Source organism: Amycolatopsis sp. NPDC049159 (genome assembly GCF_040648295.1).
Lineage (GTDB): Bacteria > Actinomycetota > Actinomycetes > Mycobacteriales > Pseudonocardiaceae > Amycolatopsis > Amycolatopsis pretoriensis_A.
The window spans coordinates 1-24,758 of the sequence record NZ_JBEZDL010000018.1 but is presented as its reverse complement, the minus strand read 5'-3'; the positions used below and the strand labels follow the sequence as shown (position 1 = coordinate 24,758).

Genomic DNA, 24,758 nt, shown 5'->3' with positions numbered 1-24,758 from the left:
GCCACGGCGGAAACCGGCGCCTGGTGCAGCTCGGTCGCGGTCCGTATCCGCCTACTTCCGGTCGGATTGGTGACGGCCTCTCAGACACTCAGCCGAAAGGTATCCGCTGAACGCCCGCGAGATGACGTCAAAACTCCAGAATCACTGATGTGAGTGAACCGGTGGGCAGCCGCACGACTCACGGTGACGCAGAGTGGGTGCCAGCCGGACCGTCTCGGCCTTGCGGGCCGGGTCGTTTATGCGGGCCAGCAGCAGCCGGACCGCCTGGCGGCCGATCTCCTCGATGGGCTGCGCCATCGTCGTCAGCGGCGGGTCGACCAGGTCCGCCCACTCGACGTCGTCGTAGACCACCACCGGCAGGTCGCGCCCGATCCGCAGCCCGCGCTGCCGGGCCGCGTGCAGCACCCCGACCATCATGCTGTCGTTCCCGACGACCAGCGCGGTCGGCGGCTCGGGCAGCGCCAGCAGCGTGCTCAACGCCAGCGCACCGCCTTCGCGCGACGAGTTTCCGCAGGCCACGAGCTCGGACGACCAGGTCAGCCCGGATCGCCCCAGCCCCAGCCGGTAGCCGAGCACCCGCTCCTCGCTCGTCGACAACCCGGGCGCGCCGCTGATCATCCCGATCCGCCGGTGCCCGAGCGTCGCCAGGTGCGCGGTCAGGGCCGACGTCGCTTGGATGTTCTCCGAACCCACCTGGTCGACGTCGGTGCGGGTGGCCAGCCGGTCGATGAGCACCGTCGGCACGTCCAGCGACACGAGCTCGCCGATCACCGGCCCGTCGCCGGGCGCCGGGGTGATCAGCAGGCCGTCGACGCGCCGGGAGCGCAGGGCTCGCACGGTGTCACGCTCCGTGTCCGCGGTGTCGTGCGTGTCGGCCAGCAGGACGGTGTACCCGTGCTCCGACGCCTCCCGCTCGATCGCCTGCATCAGCGTCGCGAAGTACGGGTTGGCGACCAGCGAGATCGCCATCCCGATCGACCGCGTACCGCCGGTGACCAGGGAACGCGCGATCGCGTCGCCGGTGTAGCCGGTGGTCTCGATCGCCCGCAGCACGGCCGCTTTGGTGTCCTCGGCGACCGCCCGCGTCCCGTTCACCACGTGGGAGACCGTGGTGATCGAAACGCCGGCGAGCTCGGCGATGTCGCGCTGGGTCGGTCGCGACGACCTCGGCTGGGGCATGCCAATCCTTTCCGGCAAGCGTTTGCGCAAACGCTTGCGTCCACGGAGCAGTCTGTCTACCTTCCCGTCCATCGGCAAGCCTCGAACCCAGACAAAGGGTGGGAACCCATGAGACAGCGAAGTCTCACCGCGGTGGCGCTGGCCGCCGTCCTCGCCGCGACGACCGGCTGCACGGTCGAACGGCACTGGGGCGGCAACACCAACACCGGCGGGAGCGGCAAGGCCAAGGTCGGCCTGGTCACCAAGACCGACACCAACCCGTACTTCGTGGAGCTGCGCAACGCCGCGAGAGCGACCGCGCAGGCCAACGGCGCCGACTTCAGCGCGCTCGCCGGCCAGTTCGACGGCGACAACGACGGCCAGGTCCGCGCCATCGAAAACCTCCGCCAGCAGGGCGCGAACACCATCCTCATCACGCCCAGCTCGTCCACCGGCGTGCTCAAGGCGATCAAGGACGCGCGCGACGCCGGTGTCCTGGTGATCGCCCTCGACACCGCCACCGAGCCGGCCGACGCCGTCGACGCCACCTTCGCCACCGACAACTTCGCCGCGGGCGAGGGGCAGGGCGCCTACGTCAAGGCCGCGCTCAACGGCGTCCCGGCCAAGCTGCTGATGGTCGACGGCACCGCGGGCAGCACGGTCGACACCCAGCGCCACGGTGGTTTCCTCAAGGGCATCGGGCTCACCGACTCCTCGCCGGAGATCAAAGGCCACACCGCGGCCAACGGCGACCAGAGCCTCGCCCAGCAGGGCATGGAGAACCTGCTCCAGCGCAGCACCGACATCAACGCCGTCTACTCGATGAACGAGCCGATGGGCCGCGGCGCGTACGCGGCGCTGAACGCCCGCGGGCTCACCGGCCAGATCGTGATGGGCTCGATCGACGGCGGCTGCGAAGGCGTCCAGAACGTCAAGAACGGCCAGTTCGCCGCCACTGTCATGCAGTTCCCGAAGAAGATGGCCGAGCAGGGTGTGCTCGCCGCCGTCGAATACGCCAAGACCGGCAAGAAGCCGTCCGGTTTCGTGAACACCGGGTCCGCCGTGATCACCGACAAGCCGATGCCGGGCGTGGAAAGCCACGACTCCGCGTGGGGCCTGCAGAACTGCTGGGGAGGCAAGAAGTGACCACGGCCACGGCAGTGTCCACAAAGGAACGTGAGTCCCTCGGCGAGTTCCTCCTCCGCGCCCCCGCGGTCGGCCCGGCGCTCGCGCTGATCGTCGCCATCGTGGTGTTTTCGCTGGCCACGGACACGTTCTTCGACCTCGACAACCTGTCGACGGTGGTCCAGCAGTCGCTGGTCGTCGGGACGCTCGCGCTGGGGCAGACGCTCGTCATCCTCATCTCGGGCATCGACCTGTCCAACGCGGCCTCGATGGTCGTCGCGACGCTGATCATGGCGAAGCTCGCCGCGGCAGGCACGAACGGCTTCGTCGCGCTGCTCGCCGGCGTCGTGCTGACCATCATCGTCGGCATCTTCATCGGCGGTCTCGCCACGCGGATCAAGCTGCCGGCGTTCATCATCACGCTCGGCACGTTCACCATGCTGACCGCGGTGTCGAAGCTGATCGCGGGCGGCCAGGCCGTGCCGGTGACCGACGGGCTGCTGCAGTGGCTCGGCACCAAGCGCTACCTCTTCGGCGGCATCCCGATCACCTACGGCATGACGCTGGCGCTGCTGATGTACCTCGGCGTCTGGTACGCGCTGACGAAAACCGCATGGGGCAAGCACGTCTACGCGGTCGGCAACGCGCCGGAGTCCGCGCGGCTGTCCGGGATCAAGGTCAACCGCACGGTGCTCTCGGTGTACATCGTGGCCGGGCTGACCTTCGGCATCGCCGCCTGGCAGGCGCTCGGCCGCACGCCGAACGCCGACCCGAACCAGTTCCAGCTCGGCAACCTCGACTCGATCACCGCCGTCGTCCTCGGCGGGACGAGCCTCTTCGGCGGCCGCGGCTCGGTGCTCGGGACCCTGATGGGCGCGCTGGTCGTGGCGGTGCTGCGGTCGGGCCTCACGCAGATGAACGTCGACGGCAACTACCAGGACCTCGCCACCGGCGCCCTGCTCATCGCCGCCGTCGTGGTGGACCGGATCGCGAGGAGGCAGCAGCAGTCATGACCGAACCCATCCTGCGGGCCCGTGGCCTGGTGAAGCGCTACGGCCGGGTGACCGCCATCGACGGCGCCGACTTCGACCTGCTGCCCGGCGAGGTGCTCGCCGTGGTCGGCGACAACGGCGCCGGCAAGTCGTCGCTGATCAAATCCCTTTCCGGAGCGGTGATCCCGGACGCGGGCGAGATCCAGGTGGACGGCAAGACCGTCCACTTCAAGTCCCCTTTGGACGCTCGCCACTACGGGATCGAGACGGTGTACCAGGACCTCGCCGTCGCGCCCGCGCTCGACATCGCGTCGAACATGTTCCTGGGCCGGGAAAAGCGGCTCAAGGGACCGCTCGGGCTGTTCCGGAAGCTCGACACCGCGACCATGCGGTCGGAGGCGCAGCGGATCCTCGACGAGCTGGGCATCAACATCAAGTCGATCGCCCAGCCGGTCGAAACGCTGTCCGGTGGCCAGCGCCAAGGCGTCGCCGTGGCCCGCGCGGCCGCGTTCGGCACCAAGGCCGTGATCATGGACGAGCCCACCGCCGCGCTCGGCGTCGCCGAGTCGGGCAAGGTGCTCGACCTCATCGGCCGGATCCGCGACCGCGGCCTGCCGGTGGTGCTGATCAGCCACAACATGCCGCACGTGTTCGACATCGCCGACCGCATCCACGTGCACCGCCTCGGCAAGCGCGTCGCGGTCGTGTCGCCGAAGACGCACTCGATGAACCAGGTCGTCGGCCTGCTCACCGGTGCGTTGCGGCTCAACGAGAACGGTGAAGTCGAAGAAGCCGCCGCCGCGACGCACGTGGCCGGGTTGAAGTGAAGCTGCTGCTGGCGGGCTTGTGCACCGTGGACGTCGTCCAGCGGGTCACCGAACTCCCGGCGCCGGGCGAGAAGGTGCAGTCGCTGTCGGTGGACGTCGCGGCCGGTGGGCCCGCGACGAACGCCGCGGTGGCGGCCGCCGCGCTCGGGGCCGAGGCGACCCTGCTGACCGTCCTCGGTGCACACCCGCTGGCGGCGCTCGCCCGCGCCGACCTCGAAGCGCACGGGGTCCGGCTGATCGACCTGGCGCCCGGCCTGCCCGACCCGCCGCCGGTCAGCGCCGTCGCCGTCCGCGACCGCGACGGCGAGCGCACAGTCGTCTCCCGCAACGCCAGGGACCGCACTTTCCTAGGGAAAGTTCCCAGTTTTGGGGCGAGTGGGGCTGATGTGGTGCTGGTGGACGGGCATTATCCGGAAGTTGCGCTGGCGGTCGCCGGAGCGGCCAAGGCGGCGGGGGTGCCGGTCGTGCTCGACGCCGGCAGCTGGAAGCCGGTGCTCGACGAACTGCTGCCGCTGGTCGACGTCGCCGCGTGCTCCGCGCACTTCAGCGCGCCGGAACCCGGCCTCCACCAGCGCGGCGTCCCCACCGTCATCACCACCGCCGGGCCCGGCCCGGTGCGGTGGTCCACAGCGGACGGCAGCTCGGGTGAGGTGCCTGTACCCGCCGTCGAAGCTCGGGACACACTAGGTGCGGGCGACGTCTGGCACGGCGCGCTCGCCGTGGCCGTGGCACGCGAACCGACGGTAGCGGACCGGATCCGCTTCGCGAACGAGGTGGCCGCCGAACGGGTGCGGCAGGTGGGACCGCGGTCGTGGCCGGCCGCGATCGCAGGAAGGAACAGGAAATGACGGCGTTCGACGACCTCTTGGCCCGGGCCGAGGGCCTGACCGTGCGCGGGCAGCGCAACGTGCTGGGCATCATCGGCGCGCCCGCGTCGGGCAAGACCACGCTCGCGTGGGCGCTGGCCAACGCGCTCGGCTCGCGCGCCGCCGTGGTCGGCATGGACGGCTTCCACCTCGCGCAGGTCGAGCTGCGCCGGCTGGAGCGCACCGAGCGCAAGGGCGCGCCGGACACGTTCGACGCGGCCGGCTACTACCACCTGATCCGCCGTCTCGCCGAGGGTCGCGAGACGGTGTACGCGCCGGAGTTCCGCCGCGAGATCGAGGAGCCGATCGCCGGCGCGGTGGCCGTGCCGCCCGAGGTCCAGCTGGTCATCACCGAGGGCAACTACCTGCTGCTGCCGGACGACCCGTGGAGCGCCATCCGGCCGCTGCTCACCGAGGCGTGGTTCCTCGCGCCGGACGAGCCCGAGCGGATCGAACGCCTGGTGTCGCGCCACCGCCGTTACGGCCGTTCGCTGGTCGAGGCCCGGCGCCGCGCGCTCGGCTCGGACCAGCGCAACGCCGACCTGATCTCGCAGACGCGGGACCGCGCCGACCTGGTGCTGGAGAACCTGCCGCTGGCGAACTTCGCGATTTGAGCGTCCTGATCGTCACCGGCGGCAGCCGGGGGATCGGTGCGGCCGTCTGCGCGCTGGCGGCCTCGCGCGGCCACGACGTCGTCGTGAACTACTCGCGTGATCCGGCGCCCGCGGAGGAGGTTGCCGCGGGGGTGCGGGCGGCGGGCCGCCAGGCGCTGTCGGTGCGCGCCGACGTCTCCGTGGAGGACGACGTCGTCGCGCTGTTCGACGCGGCCGCCGAGCTGGGCCCGGTGACCGGGCTGGTCAACAACGCGGCAATCACCGGCAACACCCCCGGCCGGCTCGACTCCTACGAGGCCGACGTCGTCCGGCGCACCCTCGACGTCAACGTGACGGGGGTGTTCCTGTGCTGCCGCGAGGCGGTCCGCCGCATGTCGACCCGCTACGGCGGCGAAGGCGGCGCGATCGTCAACATCTCCTCGACGGCGGCGCGCACGGGCTCGGCCGGGGAGTGGGTGCACTACGCGGCATCGAAGGCCGCGGTGGACACGCTGACGTTCGGGCTGGCCCAGGAGGTCGGCGGCGAGGGCGTCCGGGTCAATTCCGTGCGTCCGGGCATGATCCGCACCGGCCTGCACGACGCGGCCGGCCTCCCGGACCGCCTCGACCGGCTGGCGCCGCAGATCCCGATGGGCCGCCCGGGCGAGCCGGCGGAGATCGCCGAAGCGGTGCTGTTCCTGCTGTCCCCGGCATCGACGTTCACGACGGGAGCGGTCCTGGAAGTCGGTGGCGGCCGGTGACCGGCTGAGTACTGTCCGGAAGACGTGAATGACCTTCGGTCACCGGCGTCCGCCTGCTGAGACGCCCGGAGACGGCGAGATCACGATCGGACGCGGACTTGGTCACCTCGGTTTCGGCAAGCGAACGCTGTGCAACTCTGGGAAGCCGCCACTCGAAAGGACGGCTTCGGAAGCCATGGCCAAACTCATGTCCGTGCACCACCTCGCGCTCACCGTGACCGACGTGGACCGCAGCGTGCCGTGGTACGCCCGCGTTCTCGACCTCGAGGAGGTCCTCCGGCGCGAAGAGCCGGACACGGGTCTGCGGAAGGTCGTGCTCCGGTCCGCCGGCGACGAGTTCTCCGTGGTGCTGGTGCAGCACGCGGACACCGGCAGACGCGGCTTCGACGAACACCGAGCGGGCCTCGACCACGTGGCGTTCCGGGTCAGCTCGACGGCGGAACTGGCCGAGTGGGAGACCCGGCTGGCGGAGTTCGGCGTTTCTTACCTGCCGATCGCACCGTCCCGCACGTTCGAGGGCTCGAAGGTGGTCGTGTTCCGCGATCCGGACGGCATCCAGCTCGAGATCTGGGCCGATCCCGAACTCTGAGCTCCGGCTTGCTCGCCGACTACTCCTCGGGGACGCTTTGCGGCCGGGGTGTTTGCGGCTTGAGTGTTTCCCGCCCTGACGTCGTGAACGACTCGTTCAACGCGCCGGACGTCATGAAAGGGTCGTTCATGTGGTCCGCAGGTTGGGCCGATCCCGAACTCTGTAGGTCCAGTGAGTTCCGGTGTGCTTGCCGAGTTGCTCCTCGGGGACGCTTCGCGGCCGGGGTGCTTGCGGCTTGAGTGTTTCCCGCCCTGATGTCATGAACGGCTCGTTCAGCGCGCCGGGCGTCGTGAAAGGGTCGTTCATGCCGTCCGCGGGCTGGGCCGATCCCGAGCTCTGAGGTTCAGCGAGTTCCGGCGTGCTCGCCGAACTGCTCCCGGGGGACGCTTCGCGGCCGGGGTGCTTGCGGCTTGAGCGTTTCCCGCCCGGACGTCATGAACGACTCGTTCAGCTCGCCGGACGTCATGAAAGGGTCGTTCATGCCGTCCGCAGGTTGGGCCGATCCCGAACTCTGACGCCTCAGGCTCGGGCGTCGTCGCGTTCTTCGACCGGGCGGCGCATCTCCTGGCGGTAGCGCAGCACTCCCCAGCCCGTGCCGACCACGAAGAACGCGATGCTGATCCACAGCGCCGCCGTCTTCAGCCACGGCAGCGTGTCCAGCAGGCCCGCGCCGTAGTAGCCGAGCAGCACCAGCGTCGGCACCCACAGCAGGCCGCCCAGTGCGGTCGCCGCCATGAAGCGTCGGGGGTCCATCCGGGCGGCGCCCGCGATCAGCGGGGCCAGTGTGCGGATCCACGGGATCCAGCGGGCCGCCACGATCGCGAAAAAGCCGCGCTTGTCCAGGAACCGCTGCGCGCGGTCGAGGGCCTGGCGGTTGAGCACCTTGCCGTCGCGGCGCGCGATCAGCTTCGTGCCGCCGGTGCGGCCGATGTAGTAGCCGATCTGGTTCCCGAGCACCGCGACGATCAGCGCGGCCCCCGAGAGGAACCACGCGTTCGCGTCCGAACCGTGCTGGGCCAGCACCACGCCGGCCCCGAACAGCAGCGAATCGCCGGGCAGGAACAGCCCGATGATCAACGCGCATTCGACCAGCACGAAGCTCAGCACGATCACCCAGACGAGCAGCGGACCGGCGGTGTCCAGCCAGCTCACGCCGACGCCCGCGGCCTCGATGCTCACGACGTTCACACCGGAAGCCTACGTGGCCGAGGTGAACACCCCGCGGCGAACGGTCGAATCCGGCTGTCCGGAATATTCAGTTCTACGAACGGTGAAGGCCCCCTCACCAGCGGTGAGAGGGCCTTCGGCAACCCGGGGAACTCAGAACTGCGGCAGCGACTCGCCCTGGACCGCTTCGACGTCCAGCTCGATCTTCACCGTCGTGCCGACCGCCGCGACGCCCGCCCGGACCATCGCGCTGTAGTTGATCGCGAAGTCGTTCCGGTGCAGCGTCGTCTCCGCGTGGAACGCCGCGCGCACGCCGCCCCACGGGTCCGGGCCCCAGCCGCCGTAGGTCAGCTCGAGCTCGATCTCGCGGCGCTCGCCGTGCAGCGTCAGCTCGCCCACCAGCGTCCACGAGTCCACGCCGCGCTGGCGCAGCCCGGTGCTCGTGAACGTGATGACGGGGTGCACGTCGACGTCGAGGAAGTCCGGCGACCGCAGGTGGTCGTCGCGCATCTTGATGCCGGTTTCGATGCTCGCCGCCTTGATCTCGGCGTGCACCGACGAGCGCTCGGCCGGGCGGCCGATCTCGATCCGGCCGGACACGTCCGGGAACCGCGCCTTGATGCTCGCGATGCCCAGGTGCCGCGCGGTCGCCATGACCGACGAGTGCATCGGGTCGATCACCCACGGCCCGGCGGGCGGCAGGTCGATCGCCTCGGCGACCGGGGCCAGCACGACGTCGCCGAGCGAGCCGGAGCCGTCCGAGGCGACCTGCGCCGTCCGGGCGATCGGGGTGTACCCGGCCGCTGTGACGACGGCGGTGTACGCGCCCGCCGGGAGGGCGTCGGTGACGACCTCCCCGCGGACGTCGGCCGCCTGCCGGGCGACCTGCCGGCCCGCCGGGTCCGTGACGGTGAGCACCGCGTGCTCGACCGCCCAGCCCTCGGCCGTCCGGAAGGTCGCGCGCAGACCGGTCATGACCGGTCGACCAGCTCGTCGAGGGCCTGGTCGTAGCTCAGCCGGACGTCGTGGTCGGCTTCGCCGCCGGTCAGCTCCACCTGGCTGGTCGCCGGCGGGTAGCCGCTCGCGACCACGGTGTACGCGCCCGCGGGCAGGTCGCTGACCACGTACCGGCCTTCGCCGTCGGTCCGGGCCACGGCCGCCACGTTGCCTTCGGCGTCGAGCACGGTGATCCGCGCGTCCGGCACGATCCGGTCGCCCTCGGTCCGCGCGGTGCCGCCGAGCAGCACCGAGCTGGCGAGCTCGACGTCGTGGCGCAGCACGCCGCTGTCCGGCACGGTCAGCGTGAGCGCGACGGGCCGGTAGCCCGAGCCGCTGGCGACCAGGGTGTAGGCCCCGGCGCCGACCCCGACGAAGGCGTAGGTGCCGTCCGCGGTCGTGATGAACGCGCCGTTCACCTCGCCCCGGCCGTCGGTCAGCGTCACCGTCACGTTCGCCAGCGGGGCGCCGGTCGCGGCCGCCCGGACGGTGCCGGTCAGCTCGCCGGACCCGGTGAGCGTGACGTCGACCGTCGCCGGCCCGTTGCTGATCACGACGCTGGAGGCCTGCGGCTGGTGGCCGTGGGCCGACACGATGAGGACGTACGCGCCCGGACCCTGGCTGGGCACCGAGTAGCTGCCGTCCGCGGCACCGGTGGCCCGCGCGACCTGGCGGCCGCGCTGGTCGATCAGCGTCAGCGCGGCACCCGAGACGTGGCTGCCGTCCTGCCGGCGCACGTGCCCGATCACCGGCACACCGCCCGTGCCGACGGGGACGTCGACCTCGGAGTCCGCGATCGAGCTGGTGATCGGCATCGGCAGCGCGCCCGACACGGCCTGGTAGTCACCGTGCCCGTTGGTGCTCAGCGCGTGCTTCCCGCCGCCGACCAGCGCCGGCTCGCGGTCGGCCGGCCGGACCGGCTCGACGATCTCGGTGGGCTCGTCGGCGAAGTCGTGCTCGTCCGCCTCGAGCAGCGCCTCGCCGCCCTCCATGGCCGCCGCGGCCGGGGCCGCGTTGGTCAGCGGGATCTCCTTCATGAACAGCAGCACGATCGTGGCCAGCAGGGCCACGCCACCGGCGATGTAGAAGACCGTGGTGATCGACTCGGTGAAGCCGACCAGGATCGGCGTCTTGATCGCGTCCGGCAGGGACTGGATCACGCTGGTGTTCTCGGACAGGTTGCCGATGTTCGCGCCCGCGCCTTCGGGCAGCTTGCCGCCGAACGCCTTCGTGATGTTCGGCATCAGGGTGTTGAACAGGACCGTCAGGAAGATCGCGACACCGGCGGTACCACCGATCTGGCGGAAGAACGTCGCCGACGCGGTCGAGACGCCCATGTCGCTGCGCGGGCCCGCGTTCTGCACCGCGATGATCAGCGTCTGCATGCACTGGCCGAGGCCGAGGCCGATGATGGCGGCCGCGACCAGCGGGTGCCACAGCGGCGAGTCGTACTTGACCTGCGCGAAGAAGAACGCGCCACCGGCGATCAGGATGGTGCCGACGATCGGGAAGATCTTGTAGCGCCCGGTCTTCCCGGTGAGCCGGCCCGAAACGATCGAGCTGGTCATGATGCCCGCCATCAGCGGCAGCATCAGCAGCCCGGACTCGGTCGGGGTGTAGCCCTGCACGACCTGCATGAACTGCGGGATCATCGTGATCGCGCCGAACATCGCGACACCGACGATGACGCCGCCGATGATCGCCACGGTGAACGTGGAGTTCTTGAACAGCCGCAACGGGATCAGCGCGGCGTCCTTCATGATCTTCTCGACCAGGATGAACGAGATCACCCCGACGCCGCCGACGACGTAGCAGAGGATCGCCTTGCCGTCGCCCCAGCCCCACTTCTGGCCCTGTTCGGCGACGATCAGGAACGGCACGACCGCGACGACCAGCGTCAGCGCGCCCCACCAGTCGATCTTGTGCTCGTGGCGCTGGTGCGGCACGTTCAGGACCTTGGCCACGACGAACAGCGCGATGATGCCGATCGGGACGTTGATCAGGAAGACCCAGCGCCAGCCGTGCAGGCCGGCCAGGCTGTCGATGCCGGCGAAGAAACCGCCGAGCACCGGGCCGAGCACGGTCGACAGGCCGAACACGGCCAGGATGTAACCCTGGTACTTCGCCCGCTCACGCGGCGGCACGATGTCGCCGAGGATGGTCATGGCCAGCGACATCAGACCGCCGGCGCCGAGACCCTGCACCGCGCGGAACGCGGCCAGTTCGTACATCGACGTCGAGAAGGTCGACGCGGCGGAACCGGCGACGAAGATGCCGATCGCGGCCAGGTAGAACGGCTTGCGGCCGTAGATGTCGGAGAGCTTGCCGTAGATCGGCGTGACGATCGTCGAGGTGATCAGGTACGCCGTGGTGGCCCACGCCTGCAGGTCGAAGCCGTGCAGGTCGTTGGCGATCTTGACGATCGACGTACCGACGATCGTCTGGTCGAGCGCGGCGAGGAACATGCCGCACATCAGGCCGCTCAGGATGGTGACGATCTGGCGGTGGCTCAGCCGGGGTGGTTGACCCACCTCGGGCTGCGCGACTGCTTCGGTGGTGGAACTCATGCGTTGGCCCCCTTGGCCGGAGCACCGGCGGACGCGTGCGCGTCGGCCAGTTGTGGAGAGTGGTTCTCGATACCTGTGTTGAGTCGGCCGAACAGCTTGTTCAGGGTCTGGACCTCCCCGTCGGTCCAGTCCCCGAGCACTTCGGCCAGCCATCGGTTGCGCTGCTTGCGGTTCTCTTCGAACACCCGCATGCCCTCGGAGGTCGGCGCGAGCAGGCACGCCCGGCCGTCCTCGGGGTCGGCCTGGCGTTCCACCAGGCCGTGCTGGACGAGGGAGCTCGACTGCCTGCTGATCGTGGAGATCTCGGAGTGGAGCGACTCCGCGAGCCGGCTGGTGCGCTGCGGGCCCTCGTGGATGAGGGTGAAGAGGATCGCGTACGCCGCTCGCTCGATGCCGTCCGGGCCCTGCTTCGAAACCTGCGACTTCGCCTTGTTGATCAGGCGGACCAGGCGCACGAGCTCGTGGCCGAGCTGGTCGGCGAGGTCGAGTTCGGCGTTGGGCCGGGTGGCGGAGCTGTTCGGTGCCATGCGGGATCCTTCAACGGCGTTGGTTGGCGGCTGCAACTAGTTGCCTCAGGCAAGGATGTGCCTTCACCACCGGTTATGCAAGCGGACGCGCGTTCGATGTGTCCGAACACACTTTAGTTGCCGTATGCAAGCAGATTTCCTCCGGGCTGCTCTCGGAACAACCGCGGTCTCCGGCGGTTGCAGGAGGTATGACCGACGACACAGCCTTGAAGGACTTCCTCGCCGCCCACCGCCACGGCGTCCTGGCCACCATCCGCCGCGACGGGCGGCCGCAGCTGTCCACCATCACGCACCTGTACGACCGGGAATCGGCCACGATCATCGCGTCGATCACCGAGACCAGGGCGAAGACGAAGAACATGCGCCGGGATCCGCGGGTGACGTACCACGTCGGCAGCGAGGACGGCTGGAGCTACGTGGTCGCGGAGGGGAGCGCTTCGCTGACGGCGCCGGCGGCCGCGCCCGACGACGCGACGGTCGAGGCGCTCGTCGACTACTACCGCCGCGAGGCGGGCGAGCACCCGGACTGGGACGAGTACCGGGCGGCGATGGTCACCGACCAGCGGGTGCTGCTGACGATCCACGTCGACAAGCTGCTCGGCCTGGTGCGGTGACGGCTGCTCCGCGCGGCTGGTTTTGAAATTTTGGTTCCGCAGTGCGGACTCTGCGGGCTTACCATGAGGCCATGAGCAACGAAGCCCTGGTCACCAAGCTGCGCGACCTGCTCGGCAAGAGCGCCGTGCTCACCGACTCCGACGTCACGGCGTCGTACGCGCGCGACATGATGCCGCTGGCGCCCTCCGGCAAGCCCTTGGCGGTGGTGCTGCCGGCGAACACCGAGCAGGTGCAGGCGGTGGTCAAGGCGTGCGCCGAGGCCGGGGTGCCGATCGTGCCGCGCGGCGCCGGCAGCGGCCTGTCCGGCGCCGCGAACGCGATCGACGGCTGCGTGACGCTCTCGCTCACCAAGCTGAACGAGATCGTCGAGATCGACCCGGGCAACCGGCTCGCGGTCGTCCAGCCGGGCGTCGTCAACCTGGACTTCCGCACCGCCGTCGAGAAGCACGGGCTGTTCTACCCGCCGGACCCGTCCAGCTACGACTGGTGCACGATCGGCGGCAACCTGTCGACGAACGCGGGCGGGCTCTGCTGCGTGAAGTACGGCGTGACCACCGACTCGGTGCTCGGCCTCGAGGTCGTCCTGGCCGACGGGTCGCTGCTGAAGACGGGCCGCCGGACGGTCAAGGGCGTGGCCGGTTACGACCTGGCCCGCCTGTTCGTCGGCAGCGAGGGGACGCTCGGCGTCATCACGCAGGCGACGGTCCAGCTCAAGCCGCTGCCCCAGGCGCCGGCCACGCTGGTCGCGGGCTTCAGCACGACCGAGGCGGCCGGCGAAGCGGTGGCGCGGGTCGTGCGCGAAGGGCTCGTGCCGTCGTTGCTGGAGATCATGGACGCGTCGTCGATCAAGGCGTCCGAGACGTACCTGAAGACGGACCTCGGCGCGGGCTCGGACTGCCAGGCGCTGCTGCTGGGCCAGTCCGACGCCGGCGGCGAGGTCGCCCGCCGGGAGCTGGCGGCGCTGGAGCAGATCTGCGTCGATTGCGGCGCCGACCTGGCGTACACGACCGAAGACCTCGAAGAGGGCCGGATGCTGCTGCAGGCCCGCCGGGTGGTGCTCACCGCGCTGGAGACGTACGGCATGTGGCTGACCGACGACGTCTGCGTGCCGCGGACGCGCATCGCCGAACTGATCCGCGGCTGCGAGAAGATCAGCTCCGAGGTCGGCCTGCGGATCGCGGTGGTCGGGCACGCCGGCGACGGCAACATGCACCCGACGATCGTCTACCAGCCCGACGACCCGGACGAGTTCGCGCGGGCCCAGCGCGCGTTCGACGAGATCCTCGAGGTCGGCCTGTCCCTCGGCGGCACGGTGACCGGCGAGCACGGTGTCGGCAAGATCAAGCGCGAGTGGCTGGCCCGGGAGATCGGCCCGGTGGGGCTGCGGGTGCACCGGCAGATCAAGCAGGCGCTGGACCCGGAGAACCTGTTCAACCCGGGGTCGATGTTCTCGATGACCTGACGAAAAGGGCCCCACCGCCGACCGGTGGGGCCCAGATCTCGAAAGCTGTCAGTCCTTGATCCGCGGGATCCGCTGCGTGACGTCCGGGTCGGCCGACTGCAGGGCCGCCTTCTTCTCGCGGCGGGACTTCAGGATCTCCAGGCCGATCGGGACCACCGACACCAGCACGATCAGCACGAAGATCGCGTCCACGTTGTCGCGGATGAAGCCGATGTTGCCCAGCAGCGAGCCGAGGACCGTGATGCCGGCCGCCCAGAGGATGCCGCCGATGACCGTGTACGTGAAGTAGCGCTTCGGGTCCATGCGGCCGATGCCCGCGATCCACGTGATGAACGTCCGCACGAACGGCACGAACCGGGCCAGCACGACCGCCTTCGGGCCGTGCTTCTCCAGGAATTCGTGCGTCTTGTCGACGTACTCCCGCTTGAAGAACTTCGAATCCGGCCGGTTGAACAGCTTGGGCCCGGCGAAGTAGCCGATGTAGTAGCCGACCACGTTGCCGAGCAGGGCCGCGACCGTCACCAGGACGCAGACCAGCCACAACGGCGCGTCGAGGGTGCCGTTCGCGATGAACAGGCCGGCCGTGAACAGCAGGGAGTCACCGGGCAGCACCGGGAAGATGCTGCTCTCGATGAAGATGATCAGGCACAGCACCGCGATGACCGGCGTCGTCAGGCCGCTCAGCAGGTGCTGCGGGTCCAGCCATGACGGCAGCAGCGACATCGTGTTGACCGTGCTCTGGGCGAGAATCACCTGGAAAACGGTACAGGGTCACCCTGAGTCGTTACTGAGACCCGTCAGACCAGCGTCAGCAGGCCCACGACGGATCCCGCCGCGAGGCCCAGCAGCACCGCCAGCAGCAAGATCCAGTACGCGGGCAGCTGCGCCGACGAACGCGGCGGCGGAGGCGGCGCCGGTGCGTACGCCGTGGGTGCTTCGGACGCCGCGTCCAGCGCCGCGCGCTCGCGCTCCAGCGAGTCCGCGCTGGCGCCCGAGAGCAGGCCGTACGCCGAGGGCAGCTCGTTGATCGCGCTGGTCGGGACGGCGTCGGTGCCCGGCTCCGGCTCGCGGGCGGGCGCCGGTGACGCCGAAGGGGCGAAGACGGCTTGCGCGCGAAGGGCGTCCGCCAGCAGTTGCTCGGGGTCCTTCGGCTCGCTCATCTCCGCCCGTCTCCTCGTGCTGAAAACCCTAAGTGCTCAAGGTAGCCGTACCCACTTCGGCGACCCATTCACCCCGGCGCAGCACCTTCGACGGCCGCAGGCCCTCGTCGAGGACCACGATGTCGGCCTCGTAGCCGGTGCACAGCATCCCGGTGCGGTCCGCGATGCCGAGCAGCTCCGCGGGCCGCTGCGAAGTCGCGTGCACCGCGTCGAGGATGCCGAGTTTCGCACCCCCGACCAGATTGCGGAAGGCGGTGTCCATCGTCAGGGTGCTGCCGGCCAGCGAGCCGTTGTCCGCGAGCGTCGCGACGCCGTCGTGGACGTCGACCTCGAGGCGGCCCAGCGTGTAGCGGCCGTCGGCGGCGTCGGTCGCCGACATCGCGTCGGTGATGAGCACCGTGCGGTTGCGGCCCGCGTGCTTCGCGGCCAGCCGGACCACCGTCGGGTGCAGGTGGACGAGGTCGCAGATGAGCTCGATCGTGATGCGCTCGTCATCGAGCAGGGCCCCGACCGGGCCGGGTTCGCGGTGGTGGAGCGGGCGCATCCCGTTGAACAGGTGCGTCGCCACCGAAGCGCCCGCGTCGATGGCGGGCAGCAGCTGCTCCTCGACGCCGTCGGTGTGGCCGATGGCGGCGATGACGCCGGACTCGGCCAGCTGCCGGACGGCCTTCACGCCGCCGTGCAGCTCGGGGGCGATGGTGACCATCCGGATCGCGCCCTGGCCAGCGCGCAGGAGCTTCTCGACCGTGCCGGTGTCCGGCTCGAGGAGCGTCTCCGGGTCGTGGGCCCCGCAGCGGGCCTTCGAGATGAAGGGCCCCTCCAGGTGGATGCCCGCGACCTCGCCGTCCTGCACGATCTCACGCAGCGCGGCCACCTGCTCACGCAGGATGTCGACCGGATCGGAGACCAGGCTGGCCAGCATGGTCGTGGTGCCGTGACGGCGGTGCGCCCGCACCGCCGTCAGGAGTTCCTCGGGATCGAGGGAGGTGAACGAAGCACCTCCCCCGCCGTGGCAGTGGGTGTCGATGAACCCGGGGACGACGAGCGCCCCTCCGACGTCCACGTGCTCGCCGGACGGCGGGGTCCCGGAACCCACGCCGGCGATCCGCCCGTCGGAGACGGCTACCCAGCCGTCGTCGAGTACACGGTCCGGGGCGGCGACCCGGCCGCCCATGATCACGAAATCTCCGGCGCCTCTCACGCACCCCAGCATATATTGGTCTGGACCAAGCATGGTGATACGACTCAGTGATCGGAATGGTCCACCCGGGTCACTGTGGGGCTTGCATGGCCTTCTGGAGCGCCTCGAGCGCCCGGCTGGCGGTCGATTTAACGGTACCCTTGGAGATGCCCGCCGCCTCAGAGATTTCGGCTTCACTCAGCCCTCCGTAGTAACGGAGCACCAGAACTTCGCGCTGGCGGGGCGGCAGTTTGGACAATGCGGACACGACGGCCTGGTGCTCGCTGGAGAGCATCGCGAGGCTCTCGGCGGACCGGGCGTTGACGGCGTGCGGCGGCACGTACTCGCGGGCGGTCTTGCGGCGGCGCAGCACGCTGCGCGACCCGTTGACCACGGCGGTGCGCAGGTAGCCGACGGCGGCCGCGGCGTCCCGGAGCCGTCCCCAGTTGCGGTGCAGGCCGGTGAAGGCCTCCTGGACCACGTCTTCCGCCGTCGCGGGTTCGTCCACCAGCAGAATCGCCAGCCGGACCAGCCGCATCCGGTGCTGCCGGTAGAGGTCTTCGAGGGTCAGCGGCGCAGCTGCCTGCGCCGGGGCCGGCCCGTCCATGACCCGCAGCTGGCCGAGGGTTGCCTCGACACTGCGTTCCGCATTGCCCTCGAGCATGAACCCCTGCCTGTCTCCGACCCCGGTTTGCACGGTGTGTCGCGTCAGCAGGTTCACGGTATTCACAGCGCTCACACAGGTACTGACGCACGCCCAGCCTATCGGGTTGGCCTCCTGTCGCCACAGATCGGATGCTGGGACGCGATCAGGGCCCGGGTAGCGTCGGTCCTGTCCCGCCCCTGCCCAGCCCCGGAGATCCACATGGCCTGGTACCTCGTCGAAATCACCTACGTCCAGGAGAAGCTCCAGGAGGTGCGGCCGCGGCACCGCGAGTTCCTGAGCGAGCTGGCCGCGCAGGGCCGCGTCGCGGTCGCCGGCCCGCTCGGCGACGGCACCGGCGGCCTCACGCTCTACCAGGCCGACGACGAAGCCCACCTGCAGGAGACGCTCGACAAGGACCCGTACGCGCTGGAAGGCGTCGTCGCCGAGCGGACCGTCCGCGAGTTCAAGCCGGTGATCGGCGCCTGGCTGCCCCAGGGGTCATAGGTCGAGCACCGCGGGGCGGCGGTCGACGCAGATCCGCATCGACCCGCCGTCGGCCGTCGGCACCGCGCAGGTCCCGCAGAAGCCCTGGCGGCACGAATACGGCGTCGCCGGCCGCGTCTCGAGGAGGACGTCGAGCGCGGTCCGGTCGCCCGGGACGTCGAGGACCTGCCCCGACCGGCGCAGCGTCAGCCGGAACGGCTCCCCGGCGACGATCGGCGGCGGCGCGAACCGCTCGAAGTGCACGGCGGCGCTGGTCAGCGCCAGATCGAGGCGGACGCCGGCGATCATCGGCACCGGGCCGCAGCAGTACACCGCCGCTTTCTCGGGGATGCCTTCGAGCAGTTCCGCGCCCGAGGCCGGGACGCCGTACTCGGTGTCCGGGCGGATCCGGACGCGGTCGTCGGCCGGCAACTCGGCCAGGAACGGCATCGACTCGCGGCTGCGGCCGGTGTAGACCAGCCGCCAGTCCGCGCCGGCCGCACTCGCCGCGTGGACCATCGGCAGGATCGGCGTGATCCCGATGCCGCCCGCGATGAAGAGGAACGGACCCGCGCCGACGAACGGGAACGCCGTCCGCGGGCCGCGCACGGTCACCCGCGCACCGGGCCGCAGGGTGTGGACCTCGCCGGACGCGACGCCGATCTTCCGCACGGCAATGCGGTAATGATCCTTTTCGGACGGATCGCCGCACAGGGAGTACTGCCGGACGAGGCCCGACGGCAGCACGAGGTCCAGGTGCGCGCCCGGCCGCCAGCCCGGCAACGGCGTGCCGTTCGAGAGCCGCAGGCTGACGACGTCTTCGGCTTCGGCTCGAACCGCTTCGACCACGAGCGAAAGGTCCCGGTCGACCGCGCGCACCGGCGGCCGCCGTCTCCCGCTGAACCCCGACATCCGCCGGTAGGCACCCACGACGCCGACCAAAGTGGACAGCAGCAGGTCGGTCCGGCCACTCCCGTCCAGCCGCCCCGGCCACCCGAGCCCCGCACTTTCACGTGAAAGTGCGGGGCCCAGGTGGGCACTTTCACGTGAAAGTGCGGGATTCGAGGGGGGCACTTCGGTCACCCCGCCGCCCGGGCGGCCGGTGAACTCGCCAGGTACGCCACGGCCTGCTCGGTACTGCCGGTCTCCGTCGGGTGGTAGCTCTTCCGGAAGTACGGCCGGATCTCGCGCAGCAGCTGACCTCCGCTCGGCAGCAGTCCCCGCTTCGCCGCCCGCCGGTAGGCCCGCAGGGACGCGCGGCCGGGGCGGGTCGGGTCGTTGCGCATCAAGTACCGCGTGCCGCGCGTGAAGACCCACGCCAGCACCGGCGTCACCGCCGCCATGCTGCGGACCCGGCGCGTGTACCGGCCGTCGAGGTGCATGAACAGGTCGAACGCGACCGACCGGTGCTCGACCTCCTCGGCGCCGTGCCAGCGCAGCAGGTCGAGCATGACCGGGTCGGCGCCGGCGGCCTCCAGGGGCGCGTCGAGCACCCACTGGCCGAGGAACGCGGTGTAGTGCTCGATCGCGGCGACGATCCCCAGCCGCTCGACCAGCCACTCCTCGGCAGCCTTCCCGGTCAGGTCGCGGTCGCCGAGCAGCTTCCGGAACAGCCACTCCATCTGCGCGATGAAGGGCCGCACCCGCACGCCCGCGCTTTCGAGGTGCGCCGCCGCACCGTCGTGGGCCTCGGCGTGCACCGCCTCCTGGCCGATGAAGCCGAGGACGTCCGCCTTGAGCCGCTCGTCGCGGATCAGCGGGACCGCCTGCTTGAACACCTCGACGAACCAGCGCTCGCCTTCGGGCAGCGCCAGGTGCAGGACGTTGATGGTGTGCGTGGCCTGCGGTTCGCCGGGGATCCAGTGCATCGGCAGCGCCGCCCAGTCGAATTCGACGTCCCGGGCGTGCAGCACGAGCTGCTCCTCCGGCGAGGTCACGACGCGCGGCCGGACAGCTCGTAGTCGGCCGGGTCGACCTTGCGCGTCTCCAGCCAGTAGCGCCAGGTGAAGCCGGGCCAGATCGTCCGGTTGACGCCCTTGGCGTCGAGGTACCAGCTCTTGCAGCCGCCCTGGGTCCAGACGCCCTTGACCAGCTTGTCCTGGATCTCCCGCTGGAACTTCTCCTGCACACCCGGCCGGACGTCGAGCGCGGCCGCGTCACGGGAGTCGGCGAGCTTGATGGCGTCGACGACGTACTTCGACTGCGACTCGATCATGAACACGACCGAGTTGTGGCCCAGCGCGGTGTTCGGGCCGAGCAGGAAGAACAGGTTCGGGAAGCCGGACACCGTGATGCCCTTGTGCGTCCGCATCCCCTCGGCCGCCCACTCCTTGGCGAGGTCGCGGCCGTCGACGCCGGTGATGTCGAGGTACTCCAGCGCGTCGGTCACCTTGAACCCGGTGCCGTAGATGATCGCGTCGACCTCGTGCTCGACCCCGGCGGAGTCGACGATCGAGTGCGCCTTGACCTCCTTGACGCCCGAGGTGTTGACGTCGACGTTCGGCCGCGCGAGCGCCGGGTAGTAGTCGTTGGAGATCAGGACGCGCTTGCAGCCCATCGTGTAGTCGGGCGTGACCTTCTTGCGCAGCGCGGAGTCCTTGATGCCCTTCGCGATGTTGCGCTTCGCGATCAGCTCGCCGGCCTTCATGATCGCCGGGTGGCCGTTGAAGCCGATGGCCCGCGCTTCGAGCAGCCAGTAGAGCGCGTTGCGGTAGAGGCGCTGGGTGCCCGGGACGCGCTTGAACAGCGTCTGCGCCCACGACGGCATCGCGTGGTCGGGCTTCGGCATGATCCACGGCGGCGTGCGCTGGAAGAGCGTCAGCTCGGCGACGTCCGGGGCGATCTTCGGGACGAACTGGACCGCGCTGGCGCCGGTGCCGACCACGGCGACCTTCTTGCCGCGCAGGTCGTACTCGTGGTTCCACTGCGCGGAGTGCCAGGTCTGGCCCTTGAACTCCCCGATCCCGGGCAGCTCGGGGACCTGCGGGATGTGCAGGCCGCCGACGCCGGAGACGAGGAACTGCGCGACGAACTCGCGGCCGTCCTTGGTGGTCGCCGTCCAGCGGCGTTCGCCTTCGTCCCAGTGGGCGCCGGTGAGCTCCACGCCGAACCGGATCTTCTCGCGCAGCCGGTACTTGTCGGCGACGCCCTTGAGGTACTCGAAGATTTCCGGCTGCGGCGAGAACGACCGCGACCAGTCCGGGTTCTGCTCGTACGAGAACGAGTACATGTGCGACTGCACGTCGCACGCGCACCCGGGGTAGGAGTTGTCGCGCCAGGTGCCACCCACCTCGCCGGCCTTCTCCAGGATCACGTAGTCCCGGATGCCGGCCTTTTCGAGCTGGATCGCCTGGCCGAGCCCGGAAAACCCGGTGCCCACGATCACGACCTTGAACCGCTCGGTCATCTGTCGGCCTCCGCTGCTTCGAGGAAACTGCGGAGATGACGTTACCTCAAGTAACAGTTACTTGGAAGTACTGGCTACTGATCAGTACGTCCCGCCGAGCTTGCCGTGGTTCCAGCTGGCGACCTTGGTCGGCCGGAAGATCAACCCGACGCGCTTGGGGGCCTGACCTGCGATGAAGGCCCTCAGCTCGTCCGGTACGGGGTCGCCCGGCTTGGCGCCCGCGTACCGCTGCATGAGCTCGATCCCCATCCGGGTGACCTCGGCGGTGTCCTCGACGATCTCGACGTCGGCCTCGAACGAAACGCCGCGGAGCTTCTCGTAGCTGTCGCCGTCCTCGACGAGCACGGTCGCTTGCGCGAGCCGCCGGAAGTTCTTGGCCTTCTGCGAGGTGCCGTACGTCCAGGTCGCGACGCCGTCACCGTGCGGGAAGTACCAGAGCGGCGCGAGGTGCGGCCGCCCGTTCGGGCCGACGCTGGCGACGTTGATGACCTGCTGCCCGGCGAGGTACTCGCGCACCTCGTCCTCGGTCATCCGGATCTGGTCGCGACGGGACATGTTCACCCCTTGGTGGCGGCTCGTCCACCGTGGCCGGTGACCGCCGACTCGAACGCGCCGCGCGCCTCGATGTCGGCCAGCGCGGCCTTGTCCGCCGAAGGTACCCGGCTGCGGGACCCGATTTCGACGATCGGCGGCAGGAACGCGCGAAGCAGCTTGAGCCCGCCGACCCAGCGCGGCACGTGGATCGTCCGGGCGCGCTTGAGGATGCCCGCTTCGAGGTCGTCCAGCGCGGTTTCGAGCGGGTAGGTCTTGCCGATCAGGCCCGGCATCGACGCGCGGAGCTTGCCGAACACCGGGTGCGCGTCGGCGCTCTCGACCAGGTCGGTGCGGATCCACGTCGGGTGCGCGACGCCGACCTTGACGCCCAGGTGGGCGACCTCGGCGCGGAGGCTGTTCGAGAACGCTTCGACGCCGGCCTTCGCGGCGGAGTAGTTGGCCATGCCCGGCGCGTGCGTGATCGCGGCGAGGCTGGAGATGGCCAGCAGGTAGCCCTTGCGCTCGATGACGTGCGGGAGCGTGACGCGGAACGTCCGCCAGACGCCGAGCAGGTCGACCTCGATCACCTTCTCGAACGCGGCCTTGTCGACCGAGCGGACGAAGCCCGCGGTCGCGATGCCGGCGTTGGCGATGACGATGTCGATCCCGCCGAAGTGCTCGACGACGCCCGCGGTCGCCTTTTCGAGGGCGTCCCAGCTGGTGACGTCGGCTTCCCACGCGTGCGCGTTCGGGCCGATCCGGTCGGCGACCTTCTTCTGCTCTTCGGCTTCGAGGCCGACGAGGGCCACCTTCGCGCCGCGGGCGGCGAGCCGTTCGGCCAGCCCGGCGCCGATGCCGCGGGCGGCGCCGGTGATCAGCACGACCTTCCCGTCGACCTTCTTGGTGCCGCTCAACAGCGAAAACGGGTTGGCCACGGTGCCCTCCTTGATGTCACTTGAGGGCACCGTACCTCAACTTACCCGCAGTAAGCTACCCAAGAGTAGGCGCCACTTTCCCTATGAAAGTGACGCCAGCTCGTCGGGGGACAGCGTCAAGGTGACGGACGCGATCAGGTCGGGGAGCTGCTCCGGGGTCCGGGCGCTGGCGATCGGCGCGGCCACCGTCGGCTGCTGCCGCAGCCAGGCGAGCGCGACCGTGGCGACCGCGACGTCGTGCGCCTTCGCGACCTCGTCGAGCTTCGCCAGCACGCGCTCGCCGCGTTCGTCCAAATAGGACTCCGCACGGGCGGCGCGCGGGCTGTCGGTCACGGCGCCCTTCGTCCGGTACTTGCCGGTGAGGAAGCCCTTCGCCAGCGAGAAGTACGGCAGCGTGGCGAGGCCTTCGCGGGCGACGAGCGGGGCCAGGTCGCGCTCGTAGTCCCGCTCGAGGAGGTTGTAGTGCGGCTGCAGCACGGCGTACCGCGCGAGCCCGTTTCGGTCCGAAATGGACAGTGCTTCGGCGAGCCGCTCGGCGGTGTAGTTCGACGCGCCGAGGTAGCGCACCTTGCCCGCGCGGACCAGCGCGTCGAACGCCTCCAGGGTCTCCTCGAGCGGGGTGTCGGGGTCGTCGCGGTGGGCGTAGTAGAGGTCGATGTGGTCGGTCTGGAGGCGGCGCAGCGAGTCCTCGGCCGCGGCCTGGATGTTCTTCGCGGACAGGCCGGGGCGGCCCTCCCACATGCCGACCTTGGTCGCGACGACGACGTCGTCCCGGCGGCCGCGCGCGGCCAGCCAGTTGCCGAAGATCTCCTCGGAGCCACCGCCCCCGCCGTAGAGGTCGGCGGAGTCCACGAAGTTGCCGCCCGCGGCGGTGTAGGCGTCGAGCACGGCGAAGGACTGCGGCTCGTCGGCCGTCCAGCCGAAGACGTTGCCGCCGAGGTTGAGCCCGTACACGTCGAGGTCGGTGTTTCCCAGCTTGGTCATGCCTTCGACGGTAGTTCGCCGATCCGGGAGGAAAATCGCCGTCCCACGCGTTGGAGTGTTCCATGGCTATCGAACTGGGCAAGCTCGGGATCTGGCGGTACCACGCAAACGTCGACGCGAAGTTCGCGGCGGAAGCGGAGAAGCTCGGCTACGGGGCGATCTGGCTGGGCGGCTCGCCCGGCGTCGCCGACCTTGCGTCGGTGGACGACCTGCTCGCGGCGACGGACTCGCTGGTCATCGCGACCGGCATCGTGAACATCTGGCAGGACGAACCGGCGGCGATCGCCCGCGTGTACGAGCGCATCGCGGGCAAGTACCCGGACCGCTTCCTGCTCGGCGTCGGCGCGGGCCACCGCGAAGCGACGAAGGAGTACAAGAAGCCGTACGCGGCGCTGGTCGACTACCTGGACGGCCTGGACGCGGCGGGCGTGCCGGTGGCTGGGCGCGCACTGGCGGCGCTGGGCCCGAAGGTGGTGGAGTTGTCGGGCGCGCGCACCGCGGGCGCGCACCCGTACCTGACGACGCCGGAGCACACCCGCTCGACGCGCGAGATCCTCGGCGCGGGCCCGCTGCTGGCGCCGGAGCACAAGGTCGTCTTGTCGACCGACCCGACCGAGGCGCGGGCGATCGGCCGGCAGACGGTGAAGTACTACCTGGGGCTGTCGAACTACGTCGCCAACCTGCGCAAACTCGGCTTCACGGACGCCGATCTGGAGGGTGAGGGCAGCGACTCCCTGGTCGACGCGCTGGCGCTGCACGGCGACGCCGCGACGATCGCGCGCGGCCTGTCGGCCCACCTCGAGGCGGGGGCGGACCAGGTCGTGGTCCAGGTCCTGAACGAGGACCCGTGGCCGGGCTACCGCGCGCTGGCCGCCGAGCTGCTGTGATCCCCGTCCGGCCGCCGGGGCGCCCGGCGGCCGGGCAGACCCTTCTGAACCGATCCCACGTGCGGAAAAGTTTCTGCGCGGGGACCGGTGTGCGGCGGCGGTACACCTCGTACGATGCGGTCGGGACCCATCCCTGCCAAGGAGGAATACCGATGCCCATCGCGACCCCCGAGGTCTACGCGGAGATGCTGGACCGGGCGAAAGCGAACGAGTTCGCCTACCCCGCCATCAACGTGACCTCGTCCGAGACCGTGAACGCCGCCATCCGCGGGTTCGCCGAGGCGGAGAGCGACGGCAT

The 24,758-nt window shown here is 70.2% G+C and carries 28 protein-coding genes; 12 read left to right on the top strand and 16 right to left on the bottom strand.

The window, feature by feature from the left end; translation table 11 throughout:
* Positions 1-141: 141 nt before the first annotated feature.
* Entirely contained in the window at positions 142-1,179 is a 1,038-nt protein-coding gene (locus AB0B33_RS30215) for a LacI family DNA-binding transcriptional regulator (protein WP_360777779.1), read from the bottom strand.
* Positions 1,180-1,287: 108 nt separating this feature from the next.
* Between AB0B33_RS30215 and AB0B33_RS30210 the strand changes: the two genes are divergently transcribed.
* The 7 genes from AB0B33_RS30210 (at position 1,288) to AB0B33_RS30180 (ending at position 6,911) form a co-directional block, all read left to right on the top strand.
* A complete protein-coding gene (locus AB0B33_RS30210; protein ID WP_247016714.1) occupies positions 1,288-2,304 on the top strand; it encodes a substrate-binding domain-containing protein in 1,017 nt (338 codons plus the stop codon).
* On the top strand, positions 2,301-3,296 hold the full coding sequence (locus AB0B33_RS30205) for an ABC transporter permease (RefSeq protein WP_192782696.1): 996 nt from the start codon (positions 2,301-2,303) through the stop codon (positions 3,294-3,296). Before AB0B33_RS30210 ends, AB0B33_RS30205 begins: the two co-directional genes overlap by 4 nt.
* Positions 3,293-4,102 carry an ATP-binding cassette domain-containing protein gene (locus AB0B33_RS30200; protein WP_247016718.1) on the top strand — a complete coding sequence of 270 codons (810 nt, stop codon included), beginning with the start codon at positions 3,293-3,295 and terminating at the stop codon, positions 4,100-4,102. The genes AB0B33_RS30205 and AB0B33_RS30200 overlap by 4 nt, the downstream gene beginning before the upstream one ends.
* A 2-nt stretch (positions 4,103-4,104) precedes the next feature.
* Entirely contained in the window at positions 4,105-4,950 is an 846-nt protein-coding gene (locus tag AB0B33_RS30195) for a PfkB family carbohydrate kinase (RefSeq protein ID WP_360778120.1), read from the top strand.
* Positions 4,947-5,582 carry a nucleoside/nucleotide kinase family protein gene (locus tag AB0B33_RS30190; RefSeq protein WP_125308919.1) on the top strand — a complete coding sequence of 212 codons (636 nt, stop codon included), beginning with the start codon at positions 4,947-4,949 and terminating at the stop codon, positions 5,580-5,582. The genes AB0B33_RS30195 and AB0B33_RS30190 overlap by 4 nt, the downstream gene beginning before the upstream one ends.
* On the top strand, positions 5,579-6,322 hold the full coding sequence (locus AB0B33_RS30185) for an SDR family oxidoreductase (protein ID WP_360777775.1): 744 nt from the start codon (positions 5,579-5,581) through the stop codon (positions 6,320-6,322). The genes AB0B33_RS30190 and AB0B33_RS30185 overlap by 4 nt, the downstream gene beginning before the upstream one ends.
* Positions 6,323-6,497: 175 nt before the next feature.
* Positions 6,498-6,911 carry a VOC family protein gene (locus tag AB0B33_RS30180; RefSeq protein ID WP_247016722.1) on the top strand — a complete coding sequence of 138 codons (414 nt, stop codon included), beginning with the start codon at positions 6,498-6,500 and terminating at the stop codon, positions 6,909-6,911.
* Between the two features lie 343 nt (positions 6,912-7,254).
* Here the strand turns inward: AB0B33_RS30180 and AB0B33_RS30175 are convergent, their stop codons facing one another.
* The 5 genes from AB0B33_RS30175 to AB0B33_RS30155 form a co-directional block, all read right to left on the bottom strand.
* On the bottom strand, positions 7,255-7,392 hold the full coding sequence (locus AB0B33_RS30175; protein ID WP_360777773.1) for a hypothetical protein: 138 nt from the start codon (positions 7,390-7,392) through the stop codon (positions 7,255-7,257).
* Between the two features lie 38 nt (positions 7,393-7,430).
* Complete coding sequence (locus AB0B33_RS30170) at positions 7,431-8,099, bottom strand: DedA family protein (RefSeq protein ID WP_360777771.1); 669 nt, start codon at positions 8,097-8,099, stop codon at positions 7,431-7,433.
* Between the two features lie 132 nt (positions 8,100-8,231).
* Positions 8,232-9,053 carry a YceI family protein gene (locus AB0B33_RS30165; RefSeq protein ID WP_247016726.1) on the bottom strand — a complete coding sequence of 274 codons (822 nt, stop codon included), beginning with the start codon at positions 9,051-9,053 and terminating at the stop codon, positions 8,232-8,234.
* Entirely contained in the window at positions 9,050-11,641 is a 2,592-nt protein-coding gene (locus AB0B33_RS30160) for an MFS transporter (protein ID WP_360777768.1), read from the bottom strand. Before AB0B33_RS30160 ends, AB0B33_RS30165 begins: the two co-directional genes overlap by 4 nt.
* Positions 11,638-12,168 (bottom strand): MarR family transcriptional regulator, encoded by a 531-nt coding sequence (locus AB0B33_RS30155; protein WP_247016730.1) that lies wholly within the window; start codon positions 12,166-12,168, stop codon positions 11,638-11,640. The genes AB0B33_RS30160 and AB0B33_RS30155 overlap by 4 nt, the downstream gene beginning before the upstream one ends.
* Before the next feature lie 188 nt (positions 12,169-12,356).
* Here AB0B33_RS30155 and AB0B33_RS30150 point away from each other — a divergent pair, with 188 nt between their 5' ends.
* Together AB0B33_RS30150 and AB0B33_RS30145 are read left to right on the top strand one after the other, a co-directional pair.
* On the top strand, positions 12,357-12,782 hold the full coding sequence (locus tag AB0B33_RS30150; protein ID WP_360777766.1) for a PPOX class F420-dependent oxidoreductase: 426 nt from the start codon (positions 12,357-12,359) through the stop codon (positions 12,780-12,782).
* A gap of 71 nt (positions 12,783-12,853) precedes the next feature.
* Positions 12,854-14,245, top strand: coding sequence for an FAD-linked oxidase C-terminal domain-containing protein (locus AB0B33_RS30145; RefSeq protein WP_360777764.1), 1,392 nt, complete (start codon positions 12,854-12,856; stop codon positions 14,243-14,245).
* A 48-nt stretch (positions 14,246-14,293) separates the two neighbouring features.
* On the opposite strand, the gene AB0B33_RS30140 is transcribed toward AB0B33_RS30145, so the two are convergent.
* The 4 genes from AB0B33_RS30140 to AB0B33_RS30125 all read right to left on the bottom strand — a co-directional run bounded on the left by AB0B33_RS30140 (position 14,294) and on the right by AB0B33_RS30125 (position 17,249).
* Positions 14,294-14,998: a VTT domain-containing protein gene (locus tag AB0B33_RS30140; RefSeq protein WP_247016736.1), complete on the bottom strand. Its 705-nt coding sequence runs from the start codon at positions 14,996-14,998 to the stop codon at positions 14,294-14,296.
* 44 nt (positions 14,999-15,042) lie between these two features.
* Positions 15,043-15,405 carry a hypothetical protein gene (locus AB0B33_RS30135; RefSeq protein WP_360777761.1) on the bottom strand — a complete coding sequence of 121 codons (363 nt, stop codon included), beginning with the start codon at positions 15,403-15,405 and terminating at the stop codon, positions 15,043-15,045.
* Positions 15,406-15,433: 28 nt separating this feature from the next.
* Positions 15,434-16,585, bottom strand: a complete 1,152-nt coding sequence (gene nagA / locus AB0B33_RS30130; RefSeq protein ID WP_247025447.1) for an N-acetylglucosamine-6-phosphate deacetylase — start codon at positions 16,583-16,585, stop codon at positions 15,434-15,436.
* A gap of 91 nt (positions 16,586-16,676) precedes the next feature.
* Positions 16,677-17,249: a SigE family RNA polymerase sigma factor gene (locus AB0B33_RS30125; protein ID WP_247025448.1), complete on the bottom strand. Its 573-nt coding sequence runs from the start codon at positions 17,247-17,249 to the stop codon at positions 16,677-16,679.
* Between the two features lie 201 nt (positions 17,250-17,450).
* On the opposite strand from AB0B33_RS30125, the gene AB0B33_RS30120 reads away from it, so the two are divergent.
* The gene (locus AB0B33_RS30120) at positions 17,451-17,735 is read left to right on the top strand and encodes a YciI family protein (RefSeq protein ID WP_247016740.1); all 285 of its coding nucleotides are present in this window, start codon (positions 17,451-17,453) and stop codon (positions 17,733-17,735) included.
* On the opposite strand, the gene AB0B33_RS30115 is transcribed toward AB0B33_RS30120, so the two are convergent.
* From AB0B33_RS30115 to AB0B33_RS30090, 6 genes are all read right to left on the bottom strand, one after another.
* Positions 17,730-18,668 carry a PDR/VanB family oxidoreductase gene (locus AB0B33_RS30115; protein WP_360778117.1) on the bottom strand — a complete coding sequence of 313 codons (939 nt, stop codon included), beginning with the start codon at positions 18,666-18,668 and terminating at the stop codon, positions 17,730-17,732. The two genes, AB0B33_RS30120 and AB0B33_RS30115, sit on opposite strands and share 6 nt — an antisense overlap.
* A gap of 125 nt (positions 18,669-18,793) precedes the next feature.
* Positions 18,794-19,651: a metal-dependent hydrolase gene (locus tag AB0B33_RS30110; protein WP_360777759.1), complete on the bottom strand. Its 858-nt coding sequence runs from the start codon at positions 19,649-19,651 to the stop codon at positions 18,794-18,796.
* A complete protein-coding gene (locus tag AB0B33_RS30105; protein ID WP_360777756.1) occupies positions 19,648-21,120 on the bottom strand; it encodes an NAD(P)/FAD-dependent oxidoreductase in 1,473 nt (490 codons plus the stop codon). The genes AB0B33_RS30110 and AB0B33_RS30105 overlap by 4 nt, the downstream gene beginning before the upstream one ends.
* 81 nt (positions 21,121-21,201) lie before the next feature.
* Positions 21,202-21,675: a pyridoxamine 5'-phosphate oxidase family protein gene (locus AB0B33_RS30100; RefSeq protein WP_247016745.1), complete on the bottom strand. Its 474-nt coding sequence runs from the start codon at positions 21,673-21,675 to the stop codon at positions 21,202-21,204.
* Between the two features lie 2 nt (positions 21,676-21,677).
* Positions 21,678-22,589 (bottom strand): SDR family oxidoreductase, encoded by a 912-nt coding sequence (locus AB0B33_RS30095; protein WP_360778115.1) that lies wholly within the window; start codon positions 22,587-22,589, stop codon positions 21,678-21,680.
* 81 nt (positions 22,590-22,670) lie between these two features.
* Complete coding sequence (locus tag AB0B33_RS30090) at positions 22,671-23,573, bottom strand: aldo/keto reductase (protein WP_360777754.1); 903 nt, start codon at positions 23,571-23,573, stop codon at positions 22,671-22,673.
* A 62-nt stretch (positions 23,574-23,635) separates the two neighbouring features.
* Between AB0B33_RS30090 and AB0B33_RS30085 the strand changes: the two genes are divergently transcribed.
* A complete protein-coding gene (locus tag AB0B33_RS30085; RefSeq protein WP_247016747.1) occupies positions 23,636-24,460 on the top strand; it encodes an LLM class F420-dependent oxidoreductase in 825 nt (274 codons plus the stop codon).
* Between the two features lie 152 nt (positions 24,461-24,612).
* Positions 24,613-24,758 (top strand): class II fructose-bisphosphate aldolase (locus AB0B33_RS30080; protein WP_360778113.1); only part of this gene is annotated, 146 nt, incomplete at its 3' end.